The sequence below is a fragment of the Bacillus sp. N5-665 genome (assembly GCF_022637375.2).
Classification (GTDB): domain Bacteria; phylum Bacillota; class Bacilli; order Bacillales; family Bacillaceae_G; genus Bacillus_A; species Bacillus_A wiedmannii.
The window spans coordinates 170,655-196,490 of record NZ_CP093325.1 but is presented as its reverse complement, the minus strand read 5'-3'; the positions used below and the strand labels follow the sequence as shown (position 1 = coordinate 196,490).

30 protein-coding genes and 1 pseudogene are annotated in these 25,836 nt (G+C 38.5%); 3 read left to right on the top strand and 28 right to left on the bottom strand.

Translation table 11 applies throughout. The annotated features are described in order from the left end of the window. Window positions 1–21: 21 nt before the first annotated feature. Genes nuoH through nuoA form a run of 5 tightly spaced genes read right to left on the bottom strand, consistent with a single transcriptional unit; the run spans window position 22 to window position 4,314 of the window. Entirely contained in the window at window positions 22–1,023 is a 1,002-nt protein-coding gene (gene nuoH, locus MNO09_RS03225) for an NADH-quinone oxidoreductase subunit NuoH (RefSeq protein ID WP_000573437.1), read from the bottom strand. Further along, complete coding sequence (gene nuoD, locus MNO09_RS03220; RefSeq protein WP_000621434.1) at window positions 1,023–2,123, bottom strand: NADH-quinone oxidoreductase subunit NuoD; 1,101 nt, start codon at window positions 2,121–2,123, stop codon at window positions 1,023–1,025. Before nuoD ends, nuoH begins: the two co-directional genes overlap by 1 nt. A 3-nt stretch (window positions 2,124–2,126) precedes the next feature. Next, window positions 2,127–3,440 carry an NADH-quinone oxidoreductase subunit C gene (locus MNO09_RS03215; RefSeq protein WP_088107507.1) on the bottom strand — a complete coding sequence of 438 codons (1,314 nt, stop codon included), beginning with the start codon at window positions 3,438–3,440 and terminating at the stop codon, window positions 2,127–2,129. Further along, entirely contained in the window at window positions 3,437–3,955 is a 519-nt protein-coding gene (gene nuoB, locus MNO09_RS03210; RefSeq protein WP_000236331.1) for an NADH-quinone oxidoreductase subunit NuoB, read from the bottom strand. Before nuoB ends, MNO09_RS03215 begins: the two co-directional genes overlap by 4 nt. Next, entirely contained in the window at window positions 3,946–4,314 is a 369-nt protein-coding gene (nuoA, locus tag MNO09_RS03205; RefSeq protein WP_000179273.1) for an NADH-quinone oxidoreductase subunit NuoA, read from the bottom strand. Before nuoA ends, nuoB begins: the two co-directional genes overlap by 10 nt. Before the next feature lie 282 nt (window positions 4,315–4,596). Between nuoA and MNO09_RS03200 the strand changes: the two genes are divergently transcribed. Continuing rightward, entirely contained in the window at window positions 4,597–7,326 is a 2,730-nt protein-coding gene (locus MNO09_RS03200; RefSeq protein WP_088107508.1) for a putative bifunctional diguanylate cyclase/phosphodiesterase, read from the top strand. A 16-nt stretch (window positions 7,327–7,342) separates the two neighbouring features. Here MNO09_RS03200 and MNO09_RS03195 read toward each other — a convergent pair whose 3' ends face one another. The 19 genes and pseudogenes from MNO09_RS03195 to MNO09_RS03105 all read right to left on the bottom strand — a co-directional run bounded on the left by MNO09_RS03195 (window position 7,343) and on the right by MNO09_RS03105 (window position 21,854). After that, window positions 7,343–7,996, bottom strand: a complete 654-nt coding sequence (locus MNO09_RS03195) for a DUF975 family protein (RefSeq protein WP_088107509.1) — start codon at window positions 7,994–7,996, stop codon at window positions 7,343–7,345. Window positions 7,997–8,043: 47 nt separating this feature from the next. Continuing rightward, a pseudogene (locus tag MNO09_RS03190) lies at window positions 8,044–8,826 on the bottom strand (DUF975 family protein). Window positions 8,827–8,957: 131 nt separating this feature from the next. Next, on the bottom strand, window positions 8,958–9,359 hold the full coding sequence (atpC, locus tag MNO09_RS03185; protein WP_000847206.1) for a F0F1 ATP synthase subunit epsilon: 402 nt from the start codon (window positions 9,357–9,359) through the stop codon (window positions 8,958–8,960). A gap of 20 nt (window positions 9,360–9,379) precedes the next feature. Continuing rightward, complete coding sequence (atpD, locus tag MNO09_RS03180; RefSeq protein ID WP_001032604.1) at window positions 9,380–10,789, bottom strand: F0F1 ATP synthase subunit beta; 1,410 nt, start codon at window positions 10,787–10,789, stop codon at window positions 9,380–9,382. Between the two features lie 241 nt (window positions 10,790–11,030). Then, the gene (gene atpG, locus MNO09_RS03175; RefSeq protein ID WP_000157696.1) at window positions 11,031–11,891 is read right to left on the bottom strand and encodes a F0F1 ATP synthase subunit gamma; all 861 of its coding nucleotides are present in this window, start codon (window positions 11,889–11,891) and stop codon (window positions 11,031–11,033) included. 376 nt (window positions 11,892–12,267) lie between these two features. Continuing rightward, entirely contained in the window at window positions 12,268–13,776 is a 1,509-nt protein-coding gene (gene atpA, locus MNO09_RS03170) for a F0F1 ATP synthase subunit alpha (RefSeq protein WP_000027511.1), read from the bottom strand. Between the two features lie 11 nt (window positions 13,777–13,787). Continuing rightward, window positions 13,788–14,330, bottom strand: coding sequence for a F0F1 ATP synthase subunit delta (gene atpH / locus MNO09_RS03165; protein ID WP_000064683.1), 543 nt, complete (start codon window positions 14,328–14,330; stop codon window positions 13,788–13,790). Further along, window positions 14,327–14,833: a F0F1 ATP synthase subunit B gene (gene atpF, locus MNO09_RS03160; RefSeq protein ID WP_001142625.1), complete on the bottom strand. Its 507-nt coding sequence runs from the start codon at window positions 14,831–14,833 to the stop codon at window positions 14,327–14,329. Before atpF ends, atpH begins: the two co-directional genes overlap by 4 nt. 129 nt (window positions 14,834–14,962) lie before the next feature. Continuing rightward, on the bottom strand, window positions 14,963–15,181 hold the full coding sequence (atpE, locus tag MNO09_RS03155) for a F0F1 ATP synthase subunit C (protein WP_000052064.1): 219 nt from the start codon (window positions 15,179–15,181) through the stop codon (window positions 14,963–14,965). Between the two features lie 56 nt (window positions 15,182–15,237). Beyond that, entirely contained in the window at window positions 15,238–15,957 is a 720-nt protein-coding gene (gene atpB / locus MNO09_RS03150) for a F0F1 ATP synthase subunit A (RefSeq protein ID WP_000399874.1), read from the bottom strand. 7 nt (window positions 15,958–15,964) lie between these two features. Beyond that, window positions 15,965–16,357, bottom strand: a complete 393-nt coding sequence (locus MNO09_RS03145; RefSeq protein ID WP_000567600.1) for an ATP synthase subunit I — start codon at window positions 16,355–16,357, stop codon at window positions 15,965–15,967. Continuing rightward, window positions 16,357–16,581, bottom strand: coding sequence for an AtpZ/AtpI family protein (locus MNO09_RS03140; RefSeq protein ID WP_001171220.1), 225 nt, complete (start codon window positions 16,579–16,581; stop codon window positions 16,357–16,359). Before MNO09_RS03140 ends, MNO09_RS03145 begins: the two co-directional genes overlap by 1 nt. Before the next feature lie 26 nt (window positions 16,582–16,607). Then, window positions 16,608–16,721: a DUF4024 domain-containing protein gene (locus MNO09_RS03135; RefSeq protein ID WP_000232961.1), complete on the bottom strand. Its 114-nt coding sequence runs from the start codon at window positions 16,719–16,721 to the stop codon at window positions 16,608–16,610. Window positions 16,722–17,092: 371 nt separating this feature from the next. After that, window positions 17,093–17,722 carry a uracil phosphoribosyltransferase gene (gene upp, locus MNO09_RS03130; RefSeq protein ID WP_000517539.1) on the bottom strand — a complete coding sequence of 210 codons (630 nt, stop codon included), beginning with the start codon at window positions 17,720–17,722 and terminating at the stop codon, window positions 17,093–17,095. Between the two features lie 272 nt (window positions 17,723–17,994). Beyond that, window positions 17,995–19,236 carry a serine hydroxymethyltransferase gene (gene glyA / locus MNO09_RS03125; protein ID WP_001015987.1) on the bottom strand — a complete coding sequence of 414 codons (1,242 nt, stop codon included), beginning with the start codon at window positions 19,234–19,236 and terminating at the stop codon, window positions 17,995–17,997. A gap of 253 nt (window positions 19,237–19,489) precedes the next feature. Beyond that, complete coding sequence (locus tag MNO09_RS03120; RefSeq protein ID WP_000136363.1) at window positions 19,490–20,062, bottom strand: TIGR01440 family protein; 573 nt, start codon at window positions 20,060–20,062, stop codon at window positions 19,490–19,492. A 66-nt stretch (window positions 20,063–20,128) separates the two neighbouring features. Then, window positions 20,129–20,572, bottom strand: a complete 444-nt coding sequence (gene rpiB, locus MNO09_RS03115; RefSeq protein ID WP_000869917.1) for a ribose 5-phosphate isomerase B — start codon at window positions 20,570–20,572, stop codon at window positions 20,129–20,131. Between the two features lie 96 nt (window positions 20,573–20,668). Then, window positions 20,669–21,109, bottom strand: a complete 441-nt coding sequence (locus MNO09_RS03110) for a low molecular weight protein arginine phosphatase (protein ID WP_000832348.1) — start codon at window positions 21,107–21,109, stop codon at window positions 20,669–20,671. A gap of 247 nt (window positions 21,110–21,356) precedes the next feature. Further along, entirely contained in the window at window positions 21,357–21,854 is a 498-nt protein-coding gene (locus MNO09_RS03105; protein ID WP_000473647.1) for a PTS sugar transporter subunit IIA, read from the bottom strand. Window positions 21,855–22,240: 386 nt separating this feature from the next. Between MNO09_RS03105 and MNO09_RS03100 the strand changes: the two genes are divergently transcribed. Beyond that, window positions 22,241–22,627, top strand: a complete 387-nt coding sequence (locus tag MNO09_RS03100; protein ID WP_000968694.1) for a DoxX family protein — start codon at window positions 22,241–22,243, stop codon at window positions 22,625–22,627. A 159-nt stretch (window positions 22,628–22,786) separates the two neighbouring features. Next, window positions 22,787–23,398: a flavin reductase family protein gene (locus tag MNO09_RS03095; protein WP_000949076.1), complete on the top strand. Its 612-nt coding sequence runs from the start codon at window positions 22,787–22,789 to the stop codon at window positions 23,396–23,398. A 191-nt stretch (window positions 23,399–23,589) separates the two neighbouring features. Here MNO09_RS03095 and MNO09_RS03090 read toward each other — a convergent pair whose 3' ends face one another. The 4 genes from MNO09_RS03090 to MNO09_RS03075 form a co-directional block, all read right to left on the bottom strand. After that, entirely contained in the window at window positions 23,590–23,868 is a 279-nt protein-coding gene (locus MNO09_RS03090; RefSeq protein WP_000197467.1) for a DUF3935 domain-containing protein, read from the bottom strand. 81 nt (window positions 23,869–23,949) lie between these two features. Next, window positions 23,950–24,081 carry a hypothetical protein gene (locus MNO09_RS03085; protein ID WP_001037631.1) on the bottom strand — a complete coding sequence of 44 codons (132 nt, stop codon included), beginning with the start codon at window positions 24,079–24,081 and terminating at the stop codon, window positions 23,950–23,952. 19 nt (window positions 24,082–24,100) lie between these two features. Then, window positions 24,101–24,649 (bottom strand): manganese efflux pump MntP, encoded by a 549-nt coding sequence (locus MNO09_RS03080; RefSeq protein WP_000142487.1) that lies wholly within the window; start codon window positions 24,647–24,649, stop codon window positions 24,101–24,103. Window positions 24,650–24,723: 74 nt separating this feature from the next. Continuing rightward, the gene (locus MNO09_RS03075) at window positions 24,724–25,767 is read right to left on the bottom strand and encodes an L-threonylcarbamoyladenylate synthase (RefSeq protein ID WP_000557341.1); all 1,044 of its coding nucleotides are present in this window, start codon (window positions 25,765–25,767) and stop codon (window positions 24,724–24,726) included. Between the last annotated feature and the right edge of the window lie 69 nt (window positions 25,768–25,836).

Below are 25,836 nucleotides of genomic sequence, written 5' to 3'. Positions count from 1 at the left end.
TACTGGCACCCCCCTCATAGATTAGAAGAACAACTCCTTAATCAATGCCGTTAAGAAAATATTTGCAAGTGCAATTGGCAATAATACTTTCCAGCCAAACTCCATTAACTGGTCACCTCTTATACGCGGGAACGTAACGCGGAACCAAATCAATAGAAAGACTACACTGCTAAATTTCAAAGCAAACCATACAGCTCCTGGGATAAATCCAAGGAACATAACTGGATTCCATCCGCCTAAAAAGAGCACTGTAATTAAAGATGCCATTCCGAAGAAATATACGTACTCTGAAAGCATGAAAAACGCCCAGCGAAACCCTGAGTATTCCGTATGATATCCAGAAACAAGTTCCGATTCTGCTTCTGGTAAATCAAACGGCGTCCTATTTAACTCTGCTACCGCCGCGATTAAGAAAACGACGAAACCGATTGGCTGCACGAAAATGTACCAAACATTCTCCTGCGCCGCTACAATTTCATTTAAATTCAGGCTACCAGCTAACAAAACGACGCCAATTACACTCATTACGAGCGGAATTTCATAAGAAATCATTTGCGCCGCCGCACGCATCCCTCCTAAAAGGGAATATTTATTATTTGATGCCCATCCTCCGGTTACGACACCAATCGTCGTAATGCCAGAAACAGCAATGTAATACAGTAAGCCTACGCCAATATCCGCGAACTGAAATTTATCAGTAAACGGGATGACTGCAAGCACCATAAATGCCGGTGCGAATGCAATGACAGGCGCCAATATAAACAACGGTTTATCTGCCGCTTTCGGAATACTATCTTCTTTCAATAATAGTTTTAAAACATCAGCTACCGTTTGCAGTAAGCCGAACCGGCCCCCAACTTGGTTTGGTCCAATCCGCCCTTGCATAAAACCCATTACTTTCCGTTCTGCCAAAATACCATATGTAACGAAGCCCAGGACTGCAAATAATAGAAGCACCGCTAATCCGAAAAAAATGAAGAAATTCGTCCAGCTTGAAGGTGATTGTAAGAGCGTTTCAATCATCAGCCATCGACCTCCCCAAGTACAATATCAACTCCACCTAAAATCGTAATTAAATTGGCGATGTTTTCACCTTTCAATAACTTCGGTAAAATTTGTAAATTGTAAAAAGACGGCCTGCGAAACTTCAAGCGGTACGGCTCTTTCTTTCCATCACTAGCAATATAGCAACCAATCTCTCCTCGCGGCGATTCTATACGGACGAACGCTTCCCCTTTAGGCGCCTTAATGATTTTCGGCACTTTCGCTAGCACAGCTCCGTCTTTCGGGAACTGCTGGACAGCTTGCTCAACAATTTTTAATGACTCCTCAATCTCTTGCATGCGGCAAACGTAACGATCCCAAGCATCTCCCACACTCCCAACAGGAATATCGAAATCAAAACGATCATAAATGGAGTACGGTTCATCCTTGCGAAGATCCCAGTTTACTCCGGTACACCGCAAATTCGCTCCGCTCAAAGAATACGAAATCGCTTCTTCCGCGCTATATATACCAACGCCTTTTACGCGATTTAAGAAAATCTCATTACCGCTAACGAGATCATGATAACCTGCCAATTGCTCTCGCATATACGGAACAAACTCTTCCACTTTTTCAATCCAACCGTCCGGCGCATCCCACTTTACACCCCCGACTCTCATATAGTTAAAAGTAAGCCGAGCACCGCATAATTCGTTTAATAAATTTATAATCATCTCTCGTTCACGAAACGCGTACAAAAACGGGCTGACCGCTCCTATATCAAGAAGATTTGTCCCCCACCAAACGAGGTGGCTCGCAATCCTTCCAAGCTCCATTGCAAGTACTCGTAAGTATTCGGCACGCTCCGGGATTTCAAGCCCCATCATCGTCTCTACAGCATGGCAAATGACGTAATTATTCGTCATGGCCGATAAATAGTCCATTCGATCTGTATAAGGGATAATTTGTGTATACTGTAAGCTCTCGGCAATCTTTTCGGTCCCGCGATGCAAATATCCAATAACTGGTGTAGCTTCTTTAATAATTTCCCCGTCAATCTTAATAACAAGCCTGAACACACCATGCGTACTCGGATGCTGAGGCCCTACATTCAAAAGCATTTCTTCCGTACGGATCATAAGCTACACCTCCACATCATGCGGTTCATAATCTTTCCTAAGCGGATACCCTATCCAATCATCAGGCATTAAAATACGTGATAAATTCGGATGTCCCTTAAATACAATGCCGAGCAAATCATACGCTTCTCGTTCTGGCCAGTCCGCGCCTTTCCAAAACGCTGTCACCGATTCTACTTGCGGCTCTTCTCTATCCAGCTTCACCTTCACCGCTACTGACTGTTTCTTTCCATATGAAAATAAATGAACATATACTTCCATATGTGTCACAAAATCCGTCGCATGTAACTCTGACATATAATCAAAAGCAAGTCCCTCATGGAATCGCAGTAACTCCATTACTTCATAATATTTTGAGGGCTCCACCACAAGAGTTGGCACGTCTTTTGAAAGTTTATTAATGTAGGAATCTACTAATGTATCCTCTCCAATTTTCACCTTAATAACTTCAACATACTGATTTAAATACGGCTGATTCACGGATGGCTCTTCCTGCTTCGGCTCCTCTTCCGCTTTACCTTCAGCGCCCTTTGTCTTCGCCCTTGCTGCCGCAGCCACTTTTGCTTTTGCCTTCGCTGCTGCAATTGCCTTCGCCTTTTCATCTCCCGAATCCCCATCACCTTGAGAGGCCTTCTGCTTCGCTAACGCCGCTGCTTTTGCCTTTGCCATATCTTCTTTCGTTACTTCTTCTGTTCCTTCTCTTTTTTGCTTCGCTAATGCCGCCGCTTTTGCTTTGGCCTTCTCTTCTTCCGTTACCTCTTCTGTTCCTTCTCTTTTTTGCTTCGCTAACGCTGCCGCTTTTGCTTTTGCGGTGGCTGCTGCCTTCGCCTTCGCTTTGGCCTTTTCTTCTTCCGTTACCTCTTCTGTTCCTTCTCTTTTTTGCTTTGCTAACGCTGCCGCTTTTGCTTTTGCGGCGGCTGCTGCCTTCGCCTTCGCTTTGGCCTTTTCTTCTTCCGTTACCTCTTCTGTTCCTTCTCTTTTTTGCTTCGCTAACGCTGCCGCTTTTGCTTTTGCGGCGGCGGCTGCCTTCGCCTTCGCTTTGGCCTTCTCTTCTTCCGTTACTTCTTCTGTTCCTTCTCTTTTTTGCTTTGCTAACGCTGCCGCTTTTGCCTTTGCGGCGGCTGCTGCACGTCGTTTTGCTTCTTCCACAGTCATACCATCATTTTTTGGTAGCGCTTTCTCTTTTTCTCGATCTTCTTCCTCAAGTTTCCTTATTTCCGTATCATGTTTCGCAACGAGACGCTTTCTCGCCTCTTCTTTCGCACGCCTAGCCGCTTCTCTTTTCAAATCCTCTAGGTCTTTATTTGGATCACTCATTTATTCGTCACCTGCTTTCCCGTCTTTGCCTCGTAACGAATTTTTTCTTTCAATTTATTAATTCCATAAATTAAAGCGGCGGGGTTTGGTGGGCAGCCAGGAATATACACGTCAACTGGTACAATTTGATCTACACCTTTCACAACAGCATATGAATTTACATATGGGCCACCTGCTGTCGCACAAGATCCCATTGCAATCACCCATTTTGGTTCAGGCATTTGATCGTATAAACGCCGAACAATAGGAGCCATCTTCTTCGTTACCGTTCCCGACACAATCATAACGTCCGATTGCCTTGGTGAAGTCCGAAAGAATGACCCAAATCGATCTAAATCGTAATGTGACGAACCTACTCCCATCATTTCAATTGCACAGCATGCTAGTCCGAATGTCATCGGCCATAAAGAATTGCTGCGTGCCCACCCTTTCAACTGCTCCAATGTAGAAAAAAAGATATTTCGTTCTAATTCCGCTCGTTCATTTGGATGTAATTCCTCAAAATTTATAACCATTGTAACACCTTCTTTTTCCAAGCATACGCTAATCCAACTAGCAACATTACAACAAAGATGAGCATTTCAATCAGTGCAAATAAACCGAGCTTGTCATATGCAACAGCCCATGGATATAAAAATAAAGTTTCTACATCAAAGATGACAAACAATAAAGCAAAAATATAATAACGAGCATGAAACCGAATGTTTGCATCATGAAAGGGCTCAATCCCACTCTCATACGTCGTCGCTTTCGCTGCACTTGGTTTGTTTGGACGCAGCATCCTTCCTAATGTAAGAGCCACTACCGGCAGCAATATGCCTAATAGCAAGAAAATCAAAACGATCATATAACTATTTTCATATACACTTGCCATTGTGAAACCCTCCCCCCTGAATTAAGAACAAGTTCACTTAGTAAACAATATGTCCTAGTTGCAGTAATTATTATTTTTAAATTTTTCTAAATAATGCAACTATTTTAATCATTATAGCAAACTTCAAATTCCTATGTCGATATGTTGGGAACAGAAACGAGAATTATTAAAATCTATTTTTATAACTCGCTATACCTGTGCAAAATAAGTATGGAAATTATATATGTTTTTCAATAAAAAATAAAAAGAGGAATTTATATGTATATATCGTGGGTGAGATAAATGAAAAAACAAACACATGTAAGTATTCTTATAAGCATTATATTGTTGTCTATAGCAATTCATTACGTGGCAATGCCTTTTCTATATGAATACTCATTTCCTTTTCAAATATTAATTGGAATGAGTACCTTATTCATTGATATTATCGCTTGTAGTTATATACTTTATTTTTCAAATAGGAAAGAAGGGTTACCTCGTTTATTTTGGACCATATTATCTGTTGGAACCCTCTCTTATTTCATTGGTGATTTAGTCGTTGCCTATCAACGTTTAATTTTAAAGGATTACTATACATTCGTTGATCCGTCTGACTTTTTTTACCTACTTTTTTTAATTAGCTTTGCATTTGCCTTTCTATATGAAATCATCTATAACCGCGATTTATTAGAAAAGCTTTTTATGATATGTGATATTTTTATTATTGTTACAGCCCAATTTACTTTAAGTTACTACTTACTTATCGAACGAACCATTCACGTTTCTTCAACATCCTATATCGACATATTTGTTCAACTTACCTATCCAATGGCCGATTTACTCTTTTTTCTCATAGGAATCAATCTTTTATTCAAGCCTTTATCCTTATTATCAAAAAAAGTTGGTGCGCTTCTTGGCGGTGCTTTAATTTTGTATGCTACTACAGACGCGATTTATGCTTATATCAAATACTTCACACCAGAGTATTCTATGTTTACAGTTACTCCTCTCTATCAAGTAGCTTTAGTACTAGTAGCAATCGCCTGTATTCTGCATACAAAAGAACCTGAAAAACAAGAACAAGTACTATTAACCCCTAAACTTGGGGAATCGATCAGATTATCATTACCTTATATTTCTGTAGTAATGCTTATTGTTTTTATATTAGTTGAATATGTTTTTGCACCTATTGTAGTAATCGGGCTTATGATAACTTTCTCCTTCGTTCTCATACGCCATAGTTTAGTTCGAAGACAAAATAAAATATTATTACTAGCCCAAATGCAATTCAACTCGGAACTCGAAAAACAAATTGAACTACGTACAGAAGATTTAGTAGAACAAAAAAATGAACTATATCATAACCAACAGATGTTTAAATCTTTATATGAGCATCATCCAGATCCAATCTTCACTTTAGATTTGTACGGTAATTTTCTCAAAGTGAATAACGCTGGTACTACTTTGCTCGGTTATCAAACGAATGAATTATTAAATCAGCCTTACTATTCACTTATGTATGAAGAAGATTTGGAAGAAATCATTAATGCCTTTCATCGCGTAAAAAAGGGGAAATCTATTTCTTTAGAAATACGGGCGTATCATAAAAATAGAGATATTTACTACTTGCATGTTACAGCTGTTCCTATCTTTTTAAAGAATCATATTTCTGGCGTTTATTTAATGATTAAAGATATTACGGAAAGCAAACAACAACAAGAACAAATTAATTTTCTGGCATACCATGATACTTTAACAGAGCTTGCAAATCGCCGTGCATTTCATCAATATGTAGAACAAGCAATTGCTCGATCCGAAATATCAAAAAGGCCTTTTGCTGTTATGTTTCTCGACCTAGACCGCTTTAAGGTTATTAATGATACCCTCGGTCATAGGGTAGGAGACCTTCTATTAATTGCAGTAGCAAAAAGACTCGAAAGACTATCGACACCAAATATGAAGCTTGCCCGGCTAGCTGGGGATGAGTTCACAATCCTTATCGAAAATTATAAAAAAAGACCAGATGTAAAAAAAATAGCTGATACGATTGTAGCAGCCATGAACGAACCATTCGAAATCGAAAATCAACATTTACAAATCTCACCGAGCATCGGGATTGCAATATATCCTGAAGCAGGTGAAGATCCATTGTCTATTTTACAGCATGCCGATATGGCCATGTACGAAGCAAAGAACAAAGGAAAAAATGGTAGCTCTCTGTACACGAAAGAATTGTATAAAAAAATGGAACGAAAAGCCCGAATTGAAAAAGATTTACCACTCGCTTTAGTAAACGAAGAATTTTATCTCGTCTATCAACCACAAGTTGATATTACGACGAAAAAGATTATTGGTGCCGAAGCATTAATACGCTGGAAACACCCACTCCTAGGTGACATTCCGCCATGTGAGTTCATTCCAATTGTAGAAGAGACGCCACAAGTCGTTCCGCTCGGTCATTGGGTATTAAAAGAATCTTGTCGCCAGTTAAAAATATGGCATACTTTTGGCTACAAAGATTTAAAAATAAGTGTGAACTTATCAGCAAAAGAGTTCCAGCAAGAGAATTTAATCAAGAACATTTCACAAATACTAAAAGACATTAAAGTCGATCCAAAGCATGTAACACTTGAGCTAACAGAACGAATTGCAATGATCAACGAAAAAGAAACATTATCCAGGCTAAAGCAATTAAAGGAATATGGTATTCAAACGTCCATTGATGACTTCGGTACCGGCTATTCTTCTCTCGCTTATTTATCAATTTTCCCTATCGATACATTAAAAGTACCGAGAGAATTTACACAACTAGCCGATCATCGTCCTGAGGAAAGAGCCATCGTTTCCACTATCCTTTCCCTTGCGAATACTTTAAACCTTTCTGTCGTTGCTGAAGGAATTGAAACGGAAAAACAACTTAAGTTTCTACAAAATAACAACTGTAAATATATGCAAGGTTACTATTTCAGTAAACCACTTACTAGTCATCAATTTATAAAATTTCTACAAAAAACACCCAGTATGAACCAATAGCTCATACTAGGTGTTTTTATACTGTCGGAATTTTTTTCTCGTAATATTCCTCTGCAATTTCTTCATAAAAAGCTGCTGACGTCGTATAAAAATATGGAATTAGCCATAAGAATCCAATCCCTAATGTAATACAACTTAATATAAACCAACCAATAAAACTTAAACATAAAATGAAATACTCCATCTTATGTCCATCCATCATACGACGGCTTTCTGTAATAGCTTGATTTATAGAATACTCAGGATGATCATTTATTATAAAGTACGTCATCGCATAAGAAAATGATTTAATAATGCCTGGAATAATAAATAGTAAAAACCATAAGAAAATATAAATGTTCACTACTATATATAATAAAAATGACTTTATAAACTTACTTCCTTCTGTAAACCATCTGAATATATGCCCAATACTCGCTTCTTTTTCACGAATGATATGTAGTGCTAAATGATAACCACCTAGCGTTAATGGACCTACCATCAATATTGTAATAACGTCTACTGAAAGTGAGTTATTTACTTCTTTCCAATCCCAAAATTGAAAGAAAATGAAATCAATACTAAAACTAAAAGCTAAAATAAGAATCGAAATCAATATTGTTGCCCCGACAGCTAATCCCCATTTCCCTTCTAATGAATCTAGCGCTTCTCCTTTTAAATCACTAATCATATTGTTCCTCCTATACGTAATAACTCTATTAGTATAGCATGTTCCTACTACAATTCATCTTTTGAAAGATAGCGATAAAAATGCGCTGTCGTTGTACTCATATACGGACTAAGCCAAAGAAAACCTATTCCAAGTGTTAAAATCGCTAAAATACCCCATCCTATAAAACTAAGCCATAAAAGAAATAAATCTAACTTATGTCCCTTCATAAGATGCTTACTTTCTTTCATTGCTCGTGACACAATATACTCTGGATTTTCAATCATTACATAGTACGTCATCGTATAAGAAAAATACATCACAATCATAACAACGATTGAAATAGCTAATAGTACAAAGAAAGCGATAGTAAACGACGTATTTCCTTCTTCACCGAAAAATGCGAATAAGGCTACTAGCAACATTGAAATCCATGTACCTGTATATAACAAAATCGCAAGCATTGCCCACATTGTTTTCATCATTCTTTTAAAGCCACGAAACCCTTCGAATAAGTGATCTACTTTAGCACCTTCTCGTTTACTCATCTGTAAAAATACATTTGTATAACCGTATGAGGTAATTCCATACGATGCGTTACTCAAAATTATTATGATGCAATAAAAAATACCAAATGTAATACCTGCTCCAATTGATATTGTTTCCTCTTCAAGTGAACCTGTTAAACCAGCAAATAGTAAAAATATAATAACTCCTGGAATTAAAAGTATAAGCATTGCAGCCATTGAAACAACCTAACTTAAAATAAAATATAAAATCGTTGATCCAACACCTAGTCCCCATTTTCCCTTTAAAGAGTGCAACGCTTCTCGTTTCATTTCACCGATCATTTATTCATCCCCTTTATAAATTGTTGTACATTCTCTACTTATACAAGCATCAATATAATTATACCAATTTTGTAAAATTATCCATGAACTACACAAAAAAAATCCGTAAAGGCAAAGCCTTTACGGATTTTTTATTTCATATCGGAAACGTTTAAACGGTTCACAGCACGTTGTAATGCCATTTCTGCACGTCTAAAGTCAACATGTGCTTGTTTATCTTGCATACGTTGCTCAGCGCGACGCTTCGCTTCATTTGCGCGATGGATATCGATATGGTTTGCTTCTTCAGCAGATGATGATAATACAGTTACTTTATCTGGACGAACTTCGATAAAGCCACCGCTTACTGCTACATAATCAGTGTGTCCACCATGTTTCAGACGAACTGCACTAATTTTTAATGGTGCAACAGTTGGAATGTGACCCGGTAAGATCCCCATTTCCCCACTCTCTGCTTTTACGCTTACCATTTCTACTTCTTTTTCGTAAACCGGTCCATCAGGAGTTACAATACTGACTGGAAATGTCTTCATAATTCGTCCCTCCTAAGGCCTTACGCCATCATTTTCTTCGCGTTTTCAATAACTTCTTCAATACTACCTACAAGACGGAATGCATCTTCTGGAAGGTCATCATATTTTCCTTCTAGAATTTCTTTGAAACCACTAACTGTATTTTTTACAGGTACGTAAGAACCTTTTTGACCTGTAAACTGCTCAGCTACGTGGAAGTTTTGAGATAAGAAGAATTGAATTCGACGAGCACGATGTACAACTAACTTATCTTCTTCAGATAACTCATCCATACCTAAGATAGCGATGATATCTTGAAGCTCTTTGTAACGTTGTAAAGTTTGCTGTACTTGACGAGCTACTTCATAATGCTCTTCTCCTACGATTTCTGGAGAAAGTGCACGAGATGTAGATGCTAATGGATCTACGGCTGGGTAAATACCCATTTGTGTTAAACGACGCTCTAAGTTTGTTGTTGCATCTAAGTGAGCGAACGTTGTAGCTGGTGCTGGATCCGTATAGTCATCGGCTGGTACATATACCGCTTGGATAGACGTGATAGATCCTTTATTTGTAGATGTAATACGCTCTTGTAATTGACCCATTTCTGTTGCAAGTGTCGGTTGGTAACCTACCGCAGATGGCATACGACCAAGAAGGGCAGATACTTCAGAACCTGCTTGCGTGAAACGGAAGATATTATCGATGAACAGAAGTACGTCTTGTCCTTGCTCATCACGGAAATGTTCAGCCATTGTTAAACCTGTTAATGCAACACGTTGACGTGCTCCAGGTGGCTCGTTCATTTGTCCGAATACCATCGCAGTTTTCTTAATTACGCCAGAATCGCTCATTTCGTGGTATAAATCGTTACCCTCACGAGTACGCTCACCTACACCAGCGAATACAGAGATACCACCGTGTTCTTGTGCGATGTTATTAATTAATTCCTGAATTAATACCGTTTTACCTACACCGGCACCACCGAATAGACCGATCTTACCACCCTTAATGTAAGGAGCAAGTAAGTCTACTACTTTAATACCAGTTTCAAGAATTTCTACTTTAGTAGATAATTCTTCGAATGCAGGTGCTTGACGGTGAATTGGATCACGACGTACATCGGCAGGAACCTCACCATCTAAGTCAATTGCATCACCTAATACGTTAAATACGCGACCAAGTGTTGCATCACCAACTGGTACAGAGATTGCTTTACCAGTATCTTCTACTTCTGTACCACGAACAAGTCCGTCTGTGGAAGACATTGCAACTGTACGAACTGTATCATCACCTAAATGAAGTGCAACTTCAAATGTTAAGTTAATGCTTGTTCCGTTTTCGTTGCTTTGTTTTACCGTAAGGGCGTTGTAGATTTCTGGTAGCTTTCCGCCATCAAACTTAACGTCTACAACCGGACCCATGATTTGCGTAACGCGCCCTTTATTCATCGGGTTCCCTCCTAGCTTTCTTTTAATTAGCCAACTTGCTACGAGCAGTTAGCTTTTCATTTTGTATTGGTTTATAGCTTACGCGACTCTTTGAAAAGAGCCGCTTCCACTTTTTACTGAATCTAGCTCCGGCGGTTAGAATGTTCGGTGGCTTCGCTTTTTCCTGCGAGGCACAAATCGCCTCTACGTCAAAAGCTCCATCCCCCTCTCATTCTGAACGAACCGCCTACGCTTTTTATTACTACTCTAACGCTGCTGCTCCACCAACGATTTCCGTAATTTCTTGCGTAATCGCTGCCTGACGCGCACGGTTGAATGAAAGTGTAAGTGAATCGATAACTTCCATTGCATTGTCTGTAGCACTCTTCATTGCTGTCATACGCGCTGCGTGTTCACTTGCTTTACCGTCTAGTAATGCACCGTACACTAAGCTTTCTGCGTATTGTGGCAATAGTACTTTTAAAATTTCTTCTTCAGAAGGTTCAAATTCATAAGCTGTCGTCGGTTTATCAGACGCCACATCAGTAAGCGGTAAAATTTTATTTTCCGTTACTTCTTGTGAAATTTTACTTACGTAATGGTTGTAGTAAATATACAGCTCATCATAAGCACCATCTGCAAACATCGCAATTGCTCGAGAAGCAAGATCTTTAATATCAGTAAATGATGGGTGGTCAGATAGTCCAACTACTTCATCAATGATGTTAAAGCCGCGACGTTTTAAATAATCACGTCCTAGTCGGCCAAGCACAATAATTGAATATTGGTTTGAGTCCATATTATGACGTTCACGAATTACGTTACTCACTGTACGCAATACGTTACTGTTATAACCACCTGCTAGTCCGCGATCAGATGTAATAACGATGTATCCTGTACGCTTTACAGGACGCGCATTTAGCATGGGATGATTAATTCCTTTACTTCCTTGCGCAATGCTCGCTACTACTTCTTGAATCTTTTCCATATACGGAACGAAAGATTTAGCATTTTGCTCTGCACGGTTTAACTTAGATGCAGATACCATCTCCATCGCTTTCGTAATTTGACTCGTTTTCTTTGTCGAGTTAATCTTCGCTTTTATATCGCGTAAAGATGCCACAGGTTTTCACCACCTTTTTTCCGGAAGTTGGCACGATTAGTAAGAATTCTCTTCCTAATCTACGTTGCAAGATATTCTTGCTCATGATTGAAGGAAAAGAATAGGTGCACCTACTCTTTTCCTTTACATAACCGTCAGCAATCTCAAAACTTGAGATGCCTTTTATATATTATTATCTAGCTCCAGCGGCTTGAATGTTCGGTGGCTTCACTTCTTCCCCCTCACATTCAGGACGAGCCGCTTCCGCTTTTATTTATCTAGTTCCATCTCCTAGCCCCTTTCGTCTAAGAACCTTCCCCACCAAAAGGTAGAAAGCACCTTTTGTGGGAAAGAACCTTAGCCGATGGGGCTGAACAGTCGACTTCACTTTCAATTATTATTCAGAAGCTACGAATACTTTTTTAAATCCATTAATAGCTGCTGCAAATTTGTCGTCATCCGCAAGTTTCTTAGTTGTGCGGATTTCTTCTAATAAGTCAGTCGCATTAGAATCTAACCAAGCATGGAATTCTTCTTCGAAACGAGTGATATCTACTACTGGGATATCATCTAGGAATCCACGTGTTAAAGCGTAAAGAATGATAACTTGTTTCTCTACACGTAATGGTTTGTGTAATCCTTGTTTTAATACCTCAACAGTACGAGCACCACGGTTTAGTTTCGCTTGAGTTGCTTTATCAAGGTCAGAACCGAACTGAGCGAACGCTTCTAACTCACGGTAAGATGCAAGGTCAAGACGAAGTGTACCTGATACTTTACTCATTGCTTTAATCTGAGCAGATCCACCTACACGAGATACAGAAGTACCCGCATCAATCGCTGGACGTACGCCAGAGAAGAATAGGTCAGATTGTAAGAAGATTTGTCCATCCGTAATAGAAATTACGTTTGTTGGGATGTAAGCTGATACGTCCCCTGCTTGTGTTTCGATGAAAGGTAGTGCAGTTAAAGAACCGCCGCCTCTTGCATCACTTAATTTTGCTGCACGCTCTAATAAGCGAGAATGTAAGTAGAATACATCCCCTGGATATGCTTCACGACCTGGAGGACGACGTAATAGTAATGAAAGCTCACGGTAAGCCGCTGCTTGTTTTGATAAGTCATCATATACTACTAATACGTGTTTACCATTGTACATGAACTCTTCACCCATTGTTACACCAGCATAAGCAGCTAAGTATAATAATGGAGCTGGTTGAGAAGCTGATGCAGTTACAACGATTGTGTAATCTAATGCACCGTGCTTACGTAGTGTTTCTACTACGTTACGTACAGTTGATTCTTTTTGTCCGATAGCTACATAGATACAAATCATATCTTCATCTTTTTGGTTAATGATTGTATCAAGTGCAACTGCTGTTTTACCTGTTTGACGGTCACCAATGATTAACTCACGTTGACCACGGCCAATTGGTACAAGAGCATCGATCGCTTTAATACCTGTTTGAAGTGGCTCATGAACAGATTTACGATCCATTACACCTGGTGCTGGACTTTCGATTGGACGAGTGTTTGTTGTATTGATTGGGCCTAAACCATCAACTGGTTGACCTAATGGGTTTACAACACGACCGATTAGTTCTTTTCCTACTGGTACTTGCATGATGCGACCAGTACGACGAACTTCGTCACCTTCACGAATTTCTGTATAAGGTCCTAAAATAATGATACCTACGTTGTTTTCCTCTAAGTTTTGTGCTAGTCCCATAACGCCGTTAGAGAACTCTACAAGTTCACCAGCCATAACGTTATCAAGACCATGAGCACGCGCAATACCGTCACCAACTTGGATAACTGTACCAACATCACTAACTTCGATTTCAGACTGATAGTTCTCGATTTGTTGCTTTATCAGTGCGCTAATTTCTTCAGCTCTGATGCTCATGTGCTTCACCCCTATCTATTCTTCATTAATTCACGCTGAATACGTGCTAATTTTCCTTGTAAGCTTCCGTCGTAAATGCGATTTCCAATACGTACTTTAATGCCGCCTAGTAAATCTTCATCTACAACATTTTTTACGCGAATTGCATCTTTTCCCGTTCTCTTTGCAAATGCTTCTGCAATGTTAAGCTTCTCTTCTTCTGATAGAAGACGAGTAGAATATACAGTTGCGTCGGCTACGTTACGTTCTTCATTAGCAAGAACAACATATTCATCTGCAATTTCAGGTAAGATATCAATGCGTTTGTTATCAATTAAAATATATAACGTATTTAAAATAGATTCAGAAACAGATCCGAATACGTTTGCAAGAAACGTTTTCTTTTGTTCCTTTGAAATGTTCGGTTGCGTTAAAAAGCTATGTAGTTCTCCGTTCTTTACATAAACGTTTTGTACAAGGCGTAATTCCTCTTCAAACATTTCTAATACGTGTTTTTCTTTTGCAATTTTAAAAAGAGCGACAGCATAACGTTTTGCTACAATCCCATTGCTCATCGCGCTTCTCCTACTTCTTTAATATAATCGCGAATTAACTTAACTTGATCTTCTTCTTTTAACTCTTTTTCAATTACTTTAGAAGCAATTTGAACAGATAAAGAAGCGACTTGTTCTTGTAAAGCAGCAATCGCTTGCTCTTTTTCGCGTTGAATTTCTTGTACAGCAGATGCTTTAATTGATTCTGCTTCTTCTTTCGCAGCAGCAACAATAACATCTTTTTGATCTACAGCTTGTTTTTTCGCTCTTTCGATTAACTCTTGTGCTTCAACACGCGATTGTTTTAACATTTCACGTTGTTCTTCTACTAATTTCTTCGCTTCAGCGTTACTTCTTTCTGCAGCGTCGATTTCATTAGTAACATGCTCTTCACGTTCTTTCATAATTCCCATTAAAGGACCCCACGCGAATTTGCGTAGCATTACTAATAGAAGTAAGAAAATGAACAATGTATAAGCAATCGTTCCAAATGGAATGGAAGCCCCTAATAATAAAGTTGGCACAAGGATTCACTCCCTTCAAAATATCTAAATTGATCATATGAAAAAAAAAGACATACGTTTCGTTCATAAAGCAATGGCGAAGAAAGTTCGGAAAAACACTCTTCGCCATCTATGTAAGGGGAGTCTCCCTTATTTGTTCATTACGATGAATGCAATAACTACACCGATGATTGGAAGTGCCTCAACTAAAGCAACCCCGATGAACATAATTGTTTGAAGCGCGCCTTTTAATTCTGGTTGACGAGCAACACCTTCGATTGTACGTGATACGATAAGACCGTTACCAATACCTGCACCTAATGCTGATAAACCAATTGCAATTGCAGCTGCGATTACACCTAAACTCATTTAATTTGTCCTCCTTTGTATTATAAAAAAATAAATTTTTTCTTACTTAAATTATATTAATGGTCATGGCTTACTTTATGAGCCATATAAACCATCGTTAACATAACGAAAATAAATGACTGGATTGATCCAACGAATACACTGAATCCCATCCATGCTAACATTGGTACAAGCGCACCTAATGCTCCAAGGAATGATGCCCCGCCTAACTTAGCAAGTAGTCCTAATAAGATCTCACCTGCATAAATGTTACCGAATAAACGAAGACCTAACGTTAATGTGTTAGCAAACTCCTCAATAACCTTTAATGGGAATAAGAATTTCATAGGTTGGAAATAACCTTTTACGTATTCTTTCGTACCCTTCATCTTAATTCCATAATAATGGGTGAGGGTAACTACCATCACGGCTAATGTTAATGCAACTGCTGGATCAGACGTTGGTGATCTCCACCATGCAATATGTTCGCCAGCCTCAACTGTTGAATACATGAATGGTAAACCAAGGAAGTTCGATACGATGATAAACATGATAAGCGTAACGCCAAGCGTTAAGAAACGTCCACCTGTTTTCCAATCCATCGTACTATTGATAATCCCTTTCACGAAGTCAAACACCCATTCCATGAAGTTTTGCATCCCGGTTGGGCGAAGGGCTAAACTGCGAGTTCCAATAACAGCGATTAAGAAAACAATAACTGCTGCTACAGTAACCATCATAACTGATGACAAATCGAACGTTAAACCTAGAAATTCAACTAATTTACCGTGTTCCACTAGTAATTCACCTCTCTTCCCTGCTCTTATACTCTAAATAAAGAAAATCTATGATCATGACAAGGTATCCTGTCAGCAATCCTACACCTAGGCCCCACATCGCAATTAACTCTTGATATTTGGCTGCAAATAAAATTAATAATCCAATCGTGGCGAATCTCGAATATGTACTTACCGCTGTCGCCTTAAATTTCACGTTTTCTCCATTTGTTACGCGATCCAACAGCTTGTCTGTTCTACGTGCAATGATGCGCAAACTAAGAAAACTGAAAATCGTTCCGATAATCAGCCCAAGAAATACATCCTTGTAAGAGGTGAATCCCCATCCTAGCACTAGAAGCGCAAGCAAGTAGTACATATATTTCTTTTGTCTTTGGACAAGTCCATGTACGTCTATCATCATTGCTCTCCCGAATAGTAATGTCGAATGAGTCGAATCATTGCGTATATCCCTGTTCCTAATCCGAGTAATAACCCTATAATAAGAAACAATGGAAACGTTCCAACCTTACTATCAATCCACTGCCCACCAAAGATTCCAATAAGAATAGAACCGACTAACTGAGCAAGAATACCTGACATTAAAGCATAAGCTTTTATATGGCTGCGATCGTTTTTTTGCAAGGATTCATCCCTCCAATATGTAACCCTCATTCACGATGTGTTAATAATAACTCATTTTTTTGCATAAATCCTATACAAAATAAAAAGTTTACATTTTCGTCACGGAATAGATGTATTTTTGTCACTGAAAGCCCTACCATCTATCCCCGTTGTTAGCATACAATAGGGTATTAACAGTGTCAACGAGAAATCGTAAAAAATCAAAAAATTTGAGTATTAGTCATTTCCTCCCAAAAATGAAAACGTTCCCCTTCTAAATACTGGTTAGAGATATGCAATTTCTAACAGTTTTCTCTTTATAATAGAAGGAAATGTTCACAAGTTTGTCACTATTATATTTTTAAGATATAACGCTTTCCTTCCATAATATAGTGCTCTTTAGACGTAAGACTTCTATATTATATGTGATGTGTATGCAACTTATGTTGTATATACTATGTATATTTATCCCCCCTCCCCTACCTCATCAAGGTACAAAAAAACGAGAGGGAACCCCCTCTCGTCAGTTGTCTTACTTCGTTCCGAATAAACGGTCACCAGCATCACCAAGACCTGGTACTACATATCCGTGGTCATTTAATTTTTCATCTAATGCTGCTACATAAATATCAACATCAGGATGTTCTTCTTGTACTACTTTTACTCCTTCTGGAGCTGCAACGATACACATTAATTTAATTTGTTTTGCACCGCGCTTTTTCAGAGAGTTAATTGCTTCAGCTGCAGAACCACCTGTTGCTAGCATCGGATCTAGTACGATGAAGTCACGCTCTTCTACATCCGTTGGAAGTTTCACATAGTATTCTACCGGTTGCAATGTTTTAGGGTCACGGTATAAACCAACGTGTCCTACTTTTGCTGCTGGAATTAATTTCAGAATTCCATCAACCATTCCTAAACCTGCACGTAAAATCGGAATTAAACCAAGCTTTTTACCAGCGATCACTTTTGTTGTCGCTTTGCTTACAGGTGTTTCAATTTCAATGTCTTTAAGTGGAAGATCGCGAGTAATTTCGAAAGCCATTAAACTTGCTACTTCGTCCACTAATTCACGAAAATCTTTCGTACCTGTATTCTTATCGCGAATATATGTAATCTTATGTTGAATTAACGGGTGATCAAATACATACAGTTTTCCCATGTGAATCTCTCCTTTAGATGATATTCATGCGTTTGCACGCTTTTTTACACTATTTACGATTGTAAAGAAAACGCTACTAATATTCAAGGGCAAATTTGGCAAAATCATGATTTTACGATGAATCTATCTAGTATCTTTACCAATTATGGGAGCTGTATCCTTCATTATATCGCCAAAATTTATTCATCATTTGTATACATACTTAAAGAACAATATATGTCCAAAAAAAAAACTGCCAAAACAATTACGTCTCAGCAGTCTTCTTTAATCTATTATAGGTCTGTGTACATTGGGAATTTGCTCGTTAACGCTTCTACACGCTTACCTGCTTCTTCTAATGCAGCTTCATTTTCATGATTTTTTAATGTGTAAGCAATAAGTGACGCAATTTCATCCATTTCTTCTAAACCGAAACCACGAGATGTTACAGCTGCCGTACCGATACGTACACCACTTGTTACAAATGGGCTTGCTGTTTCAAATGGAATTGTATTTTTGTTCACTGTAATACCAACTTCATCTAATACGTGCTCTGCTACTTTACCTGTGATTTCTAAGTTACGAACATCAATCAGGATTAAATGATTGTCTGTTCCACCAGAAACAAGTGTAAGTCCTTCTTTTTGAAGACCTTCAGCTAAGCGGTTCGCATTATTAATGATATTTTGTGCATATGTTTTAAAATCATCTTGTAGCGTCTCACCAAATGCAACAGCTTTTGCAGCAATTACGTGCATAAGTGGACCACCTTGAATACCAGGGAAGATTGATTTATCAATTTGTTTTGCAAATTGCTCTTCACATAAAATCATACCACCACGTGGACCACGTAATGTTTTATGTGTTGTCGTTGTAACGAAATGTGCATGTGGTACTGGGTTTGGATGTAAACCAGCAGCTACTAAACCAGCGATATGTGCCATATCAACCATAAAGTATGCACCCACTTCATCTGCAATCTCACGGAATCGTTTGAAATCGATAACACGAGGATATGCACTTGCACCTGCAACGATTAATTTTGGTTTATGTTCTTTCGCTTTTGCTAATACATCATCGTAATTAATACGGTGAGATTCAGCATCCACGCCATATTCTACGAAATTATATTGTACTCCACTGAAGTTAACAGGGCTTCCGTGTGTTAAGTGACCACCATGAGATAAATTCATACCAAGTACTGTATCGCCTTGCTCTAAAATCGTGAAGTATACTGCCATGTTCGCTTGTGCACCAGAATGCGGTTGAACATTTACATGCTCTGCGCCAAAAATTTCTTTCGCGCGATCACGTGCGATATCTTCCACTACGTCTACGTGCTCACAGCCACCATAGTAACGTTTTCCAGGATATCCCTCAGCATACTTATTCGTTAAAACAGAACCTTGCGCCTCCATTACTGCTTCACTTACGAAGTTTTCCGAAGCAATTAACTCAATCTTTGAACGCTGTCTTCCTAGTTCTGCCTCAATTGCAGCAAATACCTTTTCATCTTGACGTTTTAAATGATTCACCAAAATCCCCCTTTTCTGAACGAATTACATCGATTCCCAATAGTTTTTTCTCATTTATTCAGAAAAAACGAAAATTCAGGTTGTAATTCTTTCGAACCTTCATGTTTTCAACTACATTCTAACATGACTTTCTATATCATAAAAGAAAAAAAAGACCGAAAATCGGTCTTTTCTTTCTTCTATTATAAGGTCAGACTACATACCTTTTATCTTTCGATATAAAGCTATTATGCGACTTTATAATTTTTCATGTCTAACGGCAAGAGATAGTCTCTTCCTTCGCCGCATAAACAGCACGTGCTCCACCAATTAGTTTTCCACGTGTAGTTGCCATCGTTACATGCGCACTTCCAATTTCCTTCACACCTGTACGAACCGGAACAGCTACATGCTTTAAATGCATACCAATAAATGTATCACCAATATCCATTCCTGCATCTGCTTTAATAAACTCAATTACTACCGGATCTTTCAAATTGTGATACGCATATGTTGCTAATGCACCACCTGCTGATCGAACAGGCGTAACTGTTACAATTTCAAATTGATATTTCATCGCTAACTCTCTCTCAACTACTAAAGCACGGTTTAAATGCTCACAACATTGAAACGCCAACTCAATACCTGTTTGCTCTTGAAATTGTTTTAACTCAGAAAAAATCGCCTCTGCTACTTCCATCGTTCCTGACGTCCCAATTCTTTCTCCTAGCACTTCGCTCGTGCTACACCCCACTACAAAAATTTGACCACTTTGTAATGAAGCTTGTTCTTGGAAATCAGAAAGCGAAATTTGTAACTGTTCTCTTACCTTTACGATTTCTGTCATTACGCCTCTTCCTTTCACAGGTTGGTTCACCAAATTATATTTAATACTACTTCTAGTTAGAATCTATTACTTTGTTTCGTATGTTTTAATTTTTCCTACGCGGTTTTCGTGACGGCCACCTTCATAGTCAGTTGTTAACCAAATTTTTGCGATGTCACGTGCTAGACCTGCACCAATTACACGCTCGCCCATTGCTAACATGTTCGTATCATTATGCTCTCTCGTTGCTTTCGCACTGAAAGTATCATGAACTAATGCACAACGAATACCATTTACTTTGTTTGCTGCAATTGACATACCGATGCCTGTCCCACAAACTAAAATACCACGATCTACTTCGCCATTCGCTACCATTTCCGCTGCTGGAAACGCAAAATCAGGGTAATCAACAGAACCAGCTTCACATTCACAACCTAAATCAATATATTCAATATTTAACTCTTCTAATAAACTTACAAGTTCTTTACGGATATTCATACCGCCGTGATCAGATGCTACTACTACTTTCATTTTTACCCCTCCAAAGTTTCAATCAATTATCTTCATTTCTCACTCTTTACCTTAATGGAACGAAGTGATCTCCAATATCGTATTATACACGAAACATCAACCTTCTGAATGTTTTTTCAGTAAAGTTTGTACAAGTTTTTCCATCTCTTCTAACGTTTCTTTATAAATAGAAAGTGACCCGCCAAATGGATCTGAAATATCCTTACTTATCCCCTCAGTTACTCCATATAATGTATCCACTTTCTTTTCAACCCTCGGATAATGCCCAAGTACAATTTGCTTATGGTTTTCCGTCATTGTTACTACAATATCTGCCCAATCAATCAAAGCTTCATTTATCTGCTGCGAAGCATGATCGATTGTAATTCCCTTTTCAGCTAAAGCTTCCTTTGCATATATCGACGCATCACTTCCAGGATAGGCGAAAACACCAGCAGATTGCACTTCAAACTTACCTTCTCCATGATGACGAAGTAACGCCTCCGCCATCGGGCTACGGCATGTATTTCCAGTGCAAATAAATAACACTCGTTTCATCCAAACCCACCCCTTTTCTTCTTTTTCCTATCTTTCATCATAACGTACATAAGAATAGAACAAAAGAAATGTGAATATACGAAAGGCACATTTCTCTTATATTTTTTCTAAGAAAAATGCGCCTTATCCACATATATGTGAAACCCTATTTCCAAGTGCCTAGAGTATTTTAACATACATAGCAAGCGTACTACAAAACAAAATAAGGAATCCATTTCATATGAAACGGACTCCTCTTATACAATAATTATTTCATTGTAACTTTCATTACTTCTGTTGAACCTTTTGTAGCTGTTACGCCTACAGTTGTCTTAATAGACTCAGCTGCATCTGTGTTTGTAATAACGATTGGAGTAATTGTGCTTTTCGCTTTTTCACGGATTAATTCTAAGTCGAATGAGATTAATTTATCTCCAGCTTTTACAGCTTGGCCTTCAGAAACGTGAGCTTCGAAACCTTCGCCTTCCATTTTTACAGTTTCTAATCCAACGTGGATTAAAATTTCTGTACCGTTTTTCGCTTTAATTCCAATCGCATGTTTCGTGTGGAATAATTGTACGATTTCACCATCAACTGGAGATACAACTACGCCTTCAGTAGGATCGATTGCAACACCTTCACCCATCATACGACCAGCGAATACTGGATCTGGTACTTCTTCAATATTTTTCACTGCTCCAGTTAATGGAGCTACGATTGTTTCTTCATTTGTTTTTGAACCAAAACCGAATAATTTTTTAAACATAGGATAGTCCTCCTCATAATTTACCTAAAAGTTTATAGGGCAATCCCTAGTAAAACTCGGGATACATGTAAGACTTCATACTTCGAATATTATACTGTAAAAACGCTTTCGAAATAAATTACGTCATTACTAATAGACTCTTATTGTAGCTCTTTGCAAAATTCCAGTCAATTCTGATTGTCTGAATAACAATAAGAAATTAACTTCTACTTATATTTTCTCTTTTTTTATCCAACTTGTCTAGAGGTCTTCACTACATTTTGCTTTTTGTCGCTAATTTGTAAAATTAATTTCAAACTTTTTTCGAAACCCACTTGACTAAAGTAAGTAACTATTTTATTATTACTTACATAAGGTAAGTTAATAACTTTTAGGAGGTTTTTGAAATGATGGATATCGGTCTTCTTATTATTCGTCTTATTATAGGTATTACATTCATGGGTCATGGTGCTCAAAAATTATTTGGTTGGTTCGGCGGTTACGGTTTAAAAGGAACAGGCGGCTGGATGGAGTCAATCGGTTTACGTCCTGGTGTATTCATGGCATTTATGGCTGGCGCAACTGAATTATTAGGTGGCTTCTTATTCGCATCAGGTATTTTCACTGCAATTGGTTCACTATTTATCGTTGGAACAATGTTAATGGCAATCTTCACTGTTCACGGAAAAAATGGTTACTGGGTAACACAAAACGGATATGAATACAATTTAATGTTAATCGCTGTTGCGATTGGTGTAGCTTTAATCGGACCTGGCGCATACGTTTTATTATAATTTTCATCTTGAATTCGAGATTATTTAGACAGAACTTACTTCATTGTGATTGAAGTAAGTTCTTTTCATGTAATAAAAATATTATTTTCAGCAGGAGTTTCCCACTAACATCTTGTAAACAAACAATAAGTCGTCATATTTAGAAAGGGGATTTCAATCATGTTATCCATTAATCCAAACGAACAAACAGAAAAAGAGAATTACAAATTATTAACGGGAAGTATCATTCCACGCCCTGTCGCATTCGTTACTTCTGTAACAAAAGACGGCGTATTAAACGGAGCACCGTATAGCTATTTCAATATTGTCGCTGCTAATCCACCACTTATCTCAGTTTCTGTACAACGAAAAGCAGGAACACCGAAAGACACTTCCCGAAACGCAATTGAAAAAGGTGAGTTTGTCGTACATATTTCTGATGAATCTTACGTAGAAGCAATTAACGAAACAGCGGCTAACCTCCCGCCAAATGAGAGCGAAATTGAACTAGCAAAACTAACACCAATTGAAAGTGATGTCATCTCCGTTCCAGGTGTAAAAGAAGCAAATATCCGAATGGAGTGCGTACTAGAACGCGCAATCCCTCTTGGCGGAACAGAAGACTCACCAGCTTGCGATCTACTAATCGGGCGCGTCGTTCGTTTCCACGTCGCAGAACACCTATACGAAAACGGCCGCATTCATGCAGAAGGACTAAAACCAGTAAGCCGCCTAGCAGGACACAACTACGCGAAACTAGGAGAACAATTTGAATTGGTGAGGCCTGTTTAAAAGCGGAAGCGGCTCGCCCAGAATGGGAGGAGGATGGAGCTTCTGACGTAGAGGCGCTTTTTGCCTCGTAGGAAGACGCGAAGCCACCGACCATTCTAGCCGCTGGAGCTGGATATATTTTAAAGCAAATATAACTCAATTACTTCCATCACTCAAACATAAAATCCCCTGCCTTTTAGCAGGGGATTTTATCATTGTAATTCTTCCTTTTTTTCCTCTAAAGTAGGTACTTTTTCTTTTTTCGGTTTCCCAAGCTTAATTACTAAGAAATATAGGGAAAGCAATGTAATAAGAAAAACGATTATAAACGGATACGGAGAATAAAAGGCACGCGCCGCCTCCGTTTTTCCCGCAACAAACTTCAATGACTCAATATCTAAAAACTCAGCAAACATTTGTACACCGAGCATACTAAACCAAAAAACAAAAAAACTAATAATAATACCAAAAACTTGTTTCAATCTCGTCATTCATCTCATCCTTTCTATATGTGTAATTTTTTAGCGCAATCAGTATAGTATAAATAAAACTATGCACAGAAAGGAGCTATCTTACCATTCGCGAATTAACTTCATCCAACCTAAAATTGAAATTTGCAAAATAATACCCCAAATAACAAGCAGTCGCAACCATCTAGGAAAGAAAGTTACAAATCGAATATACCATTCCAATAGCTTGTTCATAACGCCCTCCTCCTTAAAATTATATAGGAAAAAGGAGATATAATCCAAATCCAACTAAAATGATACCGCCTACTATCTCGCCATATGTGCCGAGCATATCTTTCGCATGCCTACCAATTAATAAACCAAGCCACGCTAATAACATACTAACAAATCCAAAAAGTAATATCGTAATAAGTGTCTGCGCCCCGTAAATACCAAGACTAAGGCCTACTGAAAAACTATCTATACTAACACCAAATGCAAATACGAATAAACTAATTCCAATAGGGGCCGTTCTAGTCTCTTCATTCTCCAAAATAGATGAATATACAATATAAAATCCTAGTCCAATTAATAAAATAGCACCTGCAAAATGTGCAACATCTCCATACTGCTCTGATAAAAAACGACCTAATACCATCCCTATAAATGGCATGATAATATGAAATATCCCTATCGTCATACCGATATACAGGATTTGTCTTACTTTTAAGGTCATCATTCCCATACCAAGGCTCACCGAGAACGCATCCATCCCTAGGGCGAATGCCATAATTGTTAAAGGTATTAGCTGTTCAAACGTCATTCATGTCCCTCCTCGGACGTGCTACTTCAAAATATGCTTATCCGAGGAGAAATATTCGGTTTGCTAATCGTACCTTATGATTCAGTAATAACCTGATGTCCTGCCGCCTTCGTTAAGCGATTCATAATGGCATTCCCTATTCCTTCATTCGGGAATGATTCACTAAAAATAACATCCACTTCACTTGCATCAAACGTTCTAAGAACATCATATAATTTAGTCGCAACGCTAGCTAAATCACTTCGAACACCACAAGATAATACAACCTCCGCACTATATACATGCTGATACTCTTCTGTCGTTAATACACCTACTTTGAACCCTTCTTCTTTCTTCTCATCCACAAGGCGTTGAATAAATTCACGTGAACCTTCCACAATACTCAGTGGCGCTTTCGGTGCATAATGTGTATATTTCATTCCAGGTGATTTCGGTTTTTCCTTCTCGTCCTTTAAAGCCGGATCTAAAGAAACAGTACCGATTACCGCTTCCAATTGTTCTTTCGTAATCCCACCTGGGCGTAATATCGTTGGAACAGCGCTCGTACAATCAATTACAGTCGATTCAACACCTACTCCTGTTGCACCACCATCTACAATACCTGCAATTTTCTCATTTAAATCTTCATATACGTGAGAAGCTAGTGTCGGACTTGGGCGCCCAGAACGATTCGCACTCGGTGCTGCAACAGGTACATTTGCCTCTTCAATAAGAGCAAGCGCTACTGGATGATCAGGCATTCTTACTCCAACCGTATTAAGTCCTGCCGTCACCTTCTCTGAAATGCCTTCTTTTCTAGGTAAAATAATTGTTAACGGGCCTGGCCAAAAATGCTCCATTAACTTCTCTGCAACTGGCGGGATTTCTTTCACAATCCCATCTAACTGTGATTTTGTACCGATGTGGACAATAAGTGGATTATCACTCGGTCTTCCTTTCGCTTCAAAAATTTTCGCGATTGCTTCATCATTCATCGCGTTTGCGCCTAGTCCATATACCGTTTCTGTAGGGAAGGCAATCGCCTCGTTTTCCCTTAATAATTTTGCTGCTTCTTGTAACTGTGGATAATATTTTTTTCTTTCCACAACATTATCCACAACCCACATATTTGTATGCATTTTTTCCCACGTCCTTTTCTACCCTGAAATACTTGTCTATTTTTAGTTTACTATGAGATTTATCCAAAA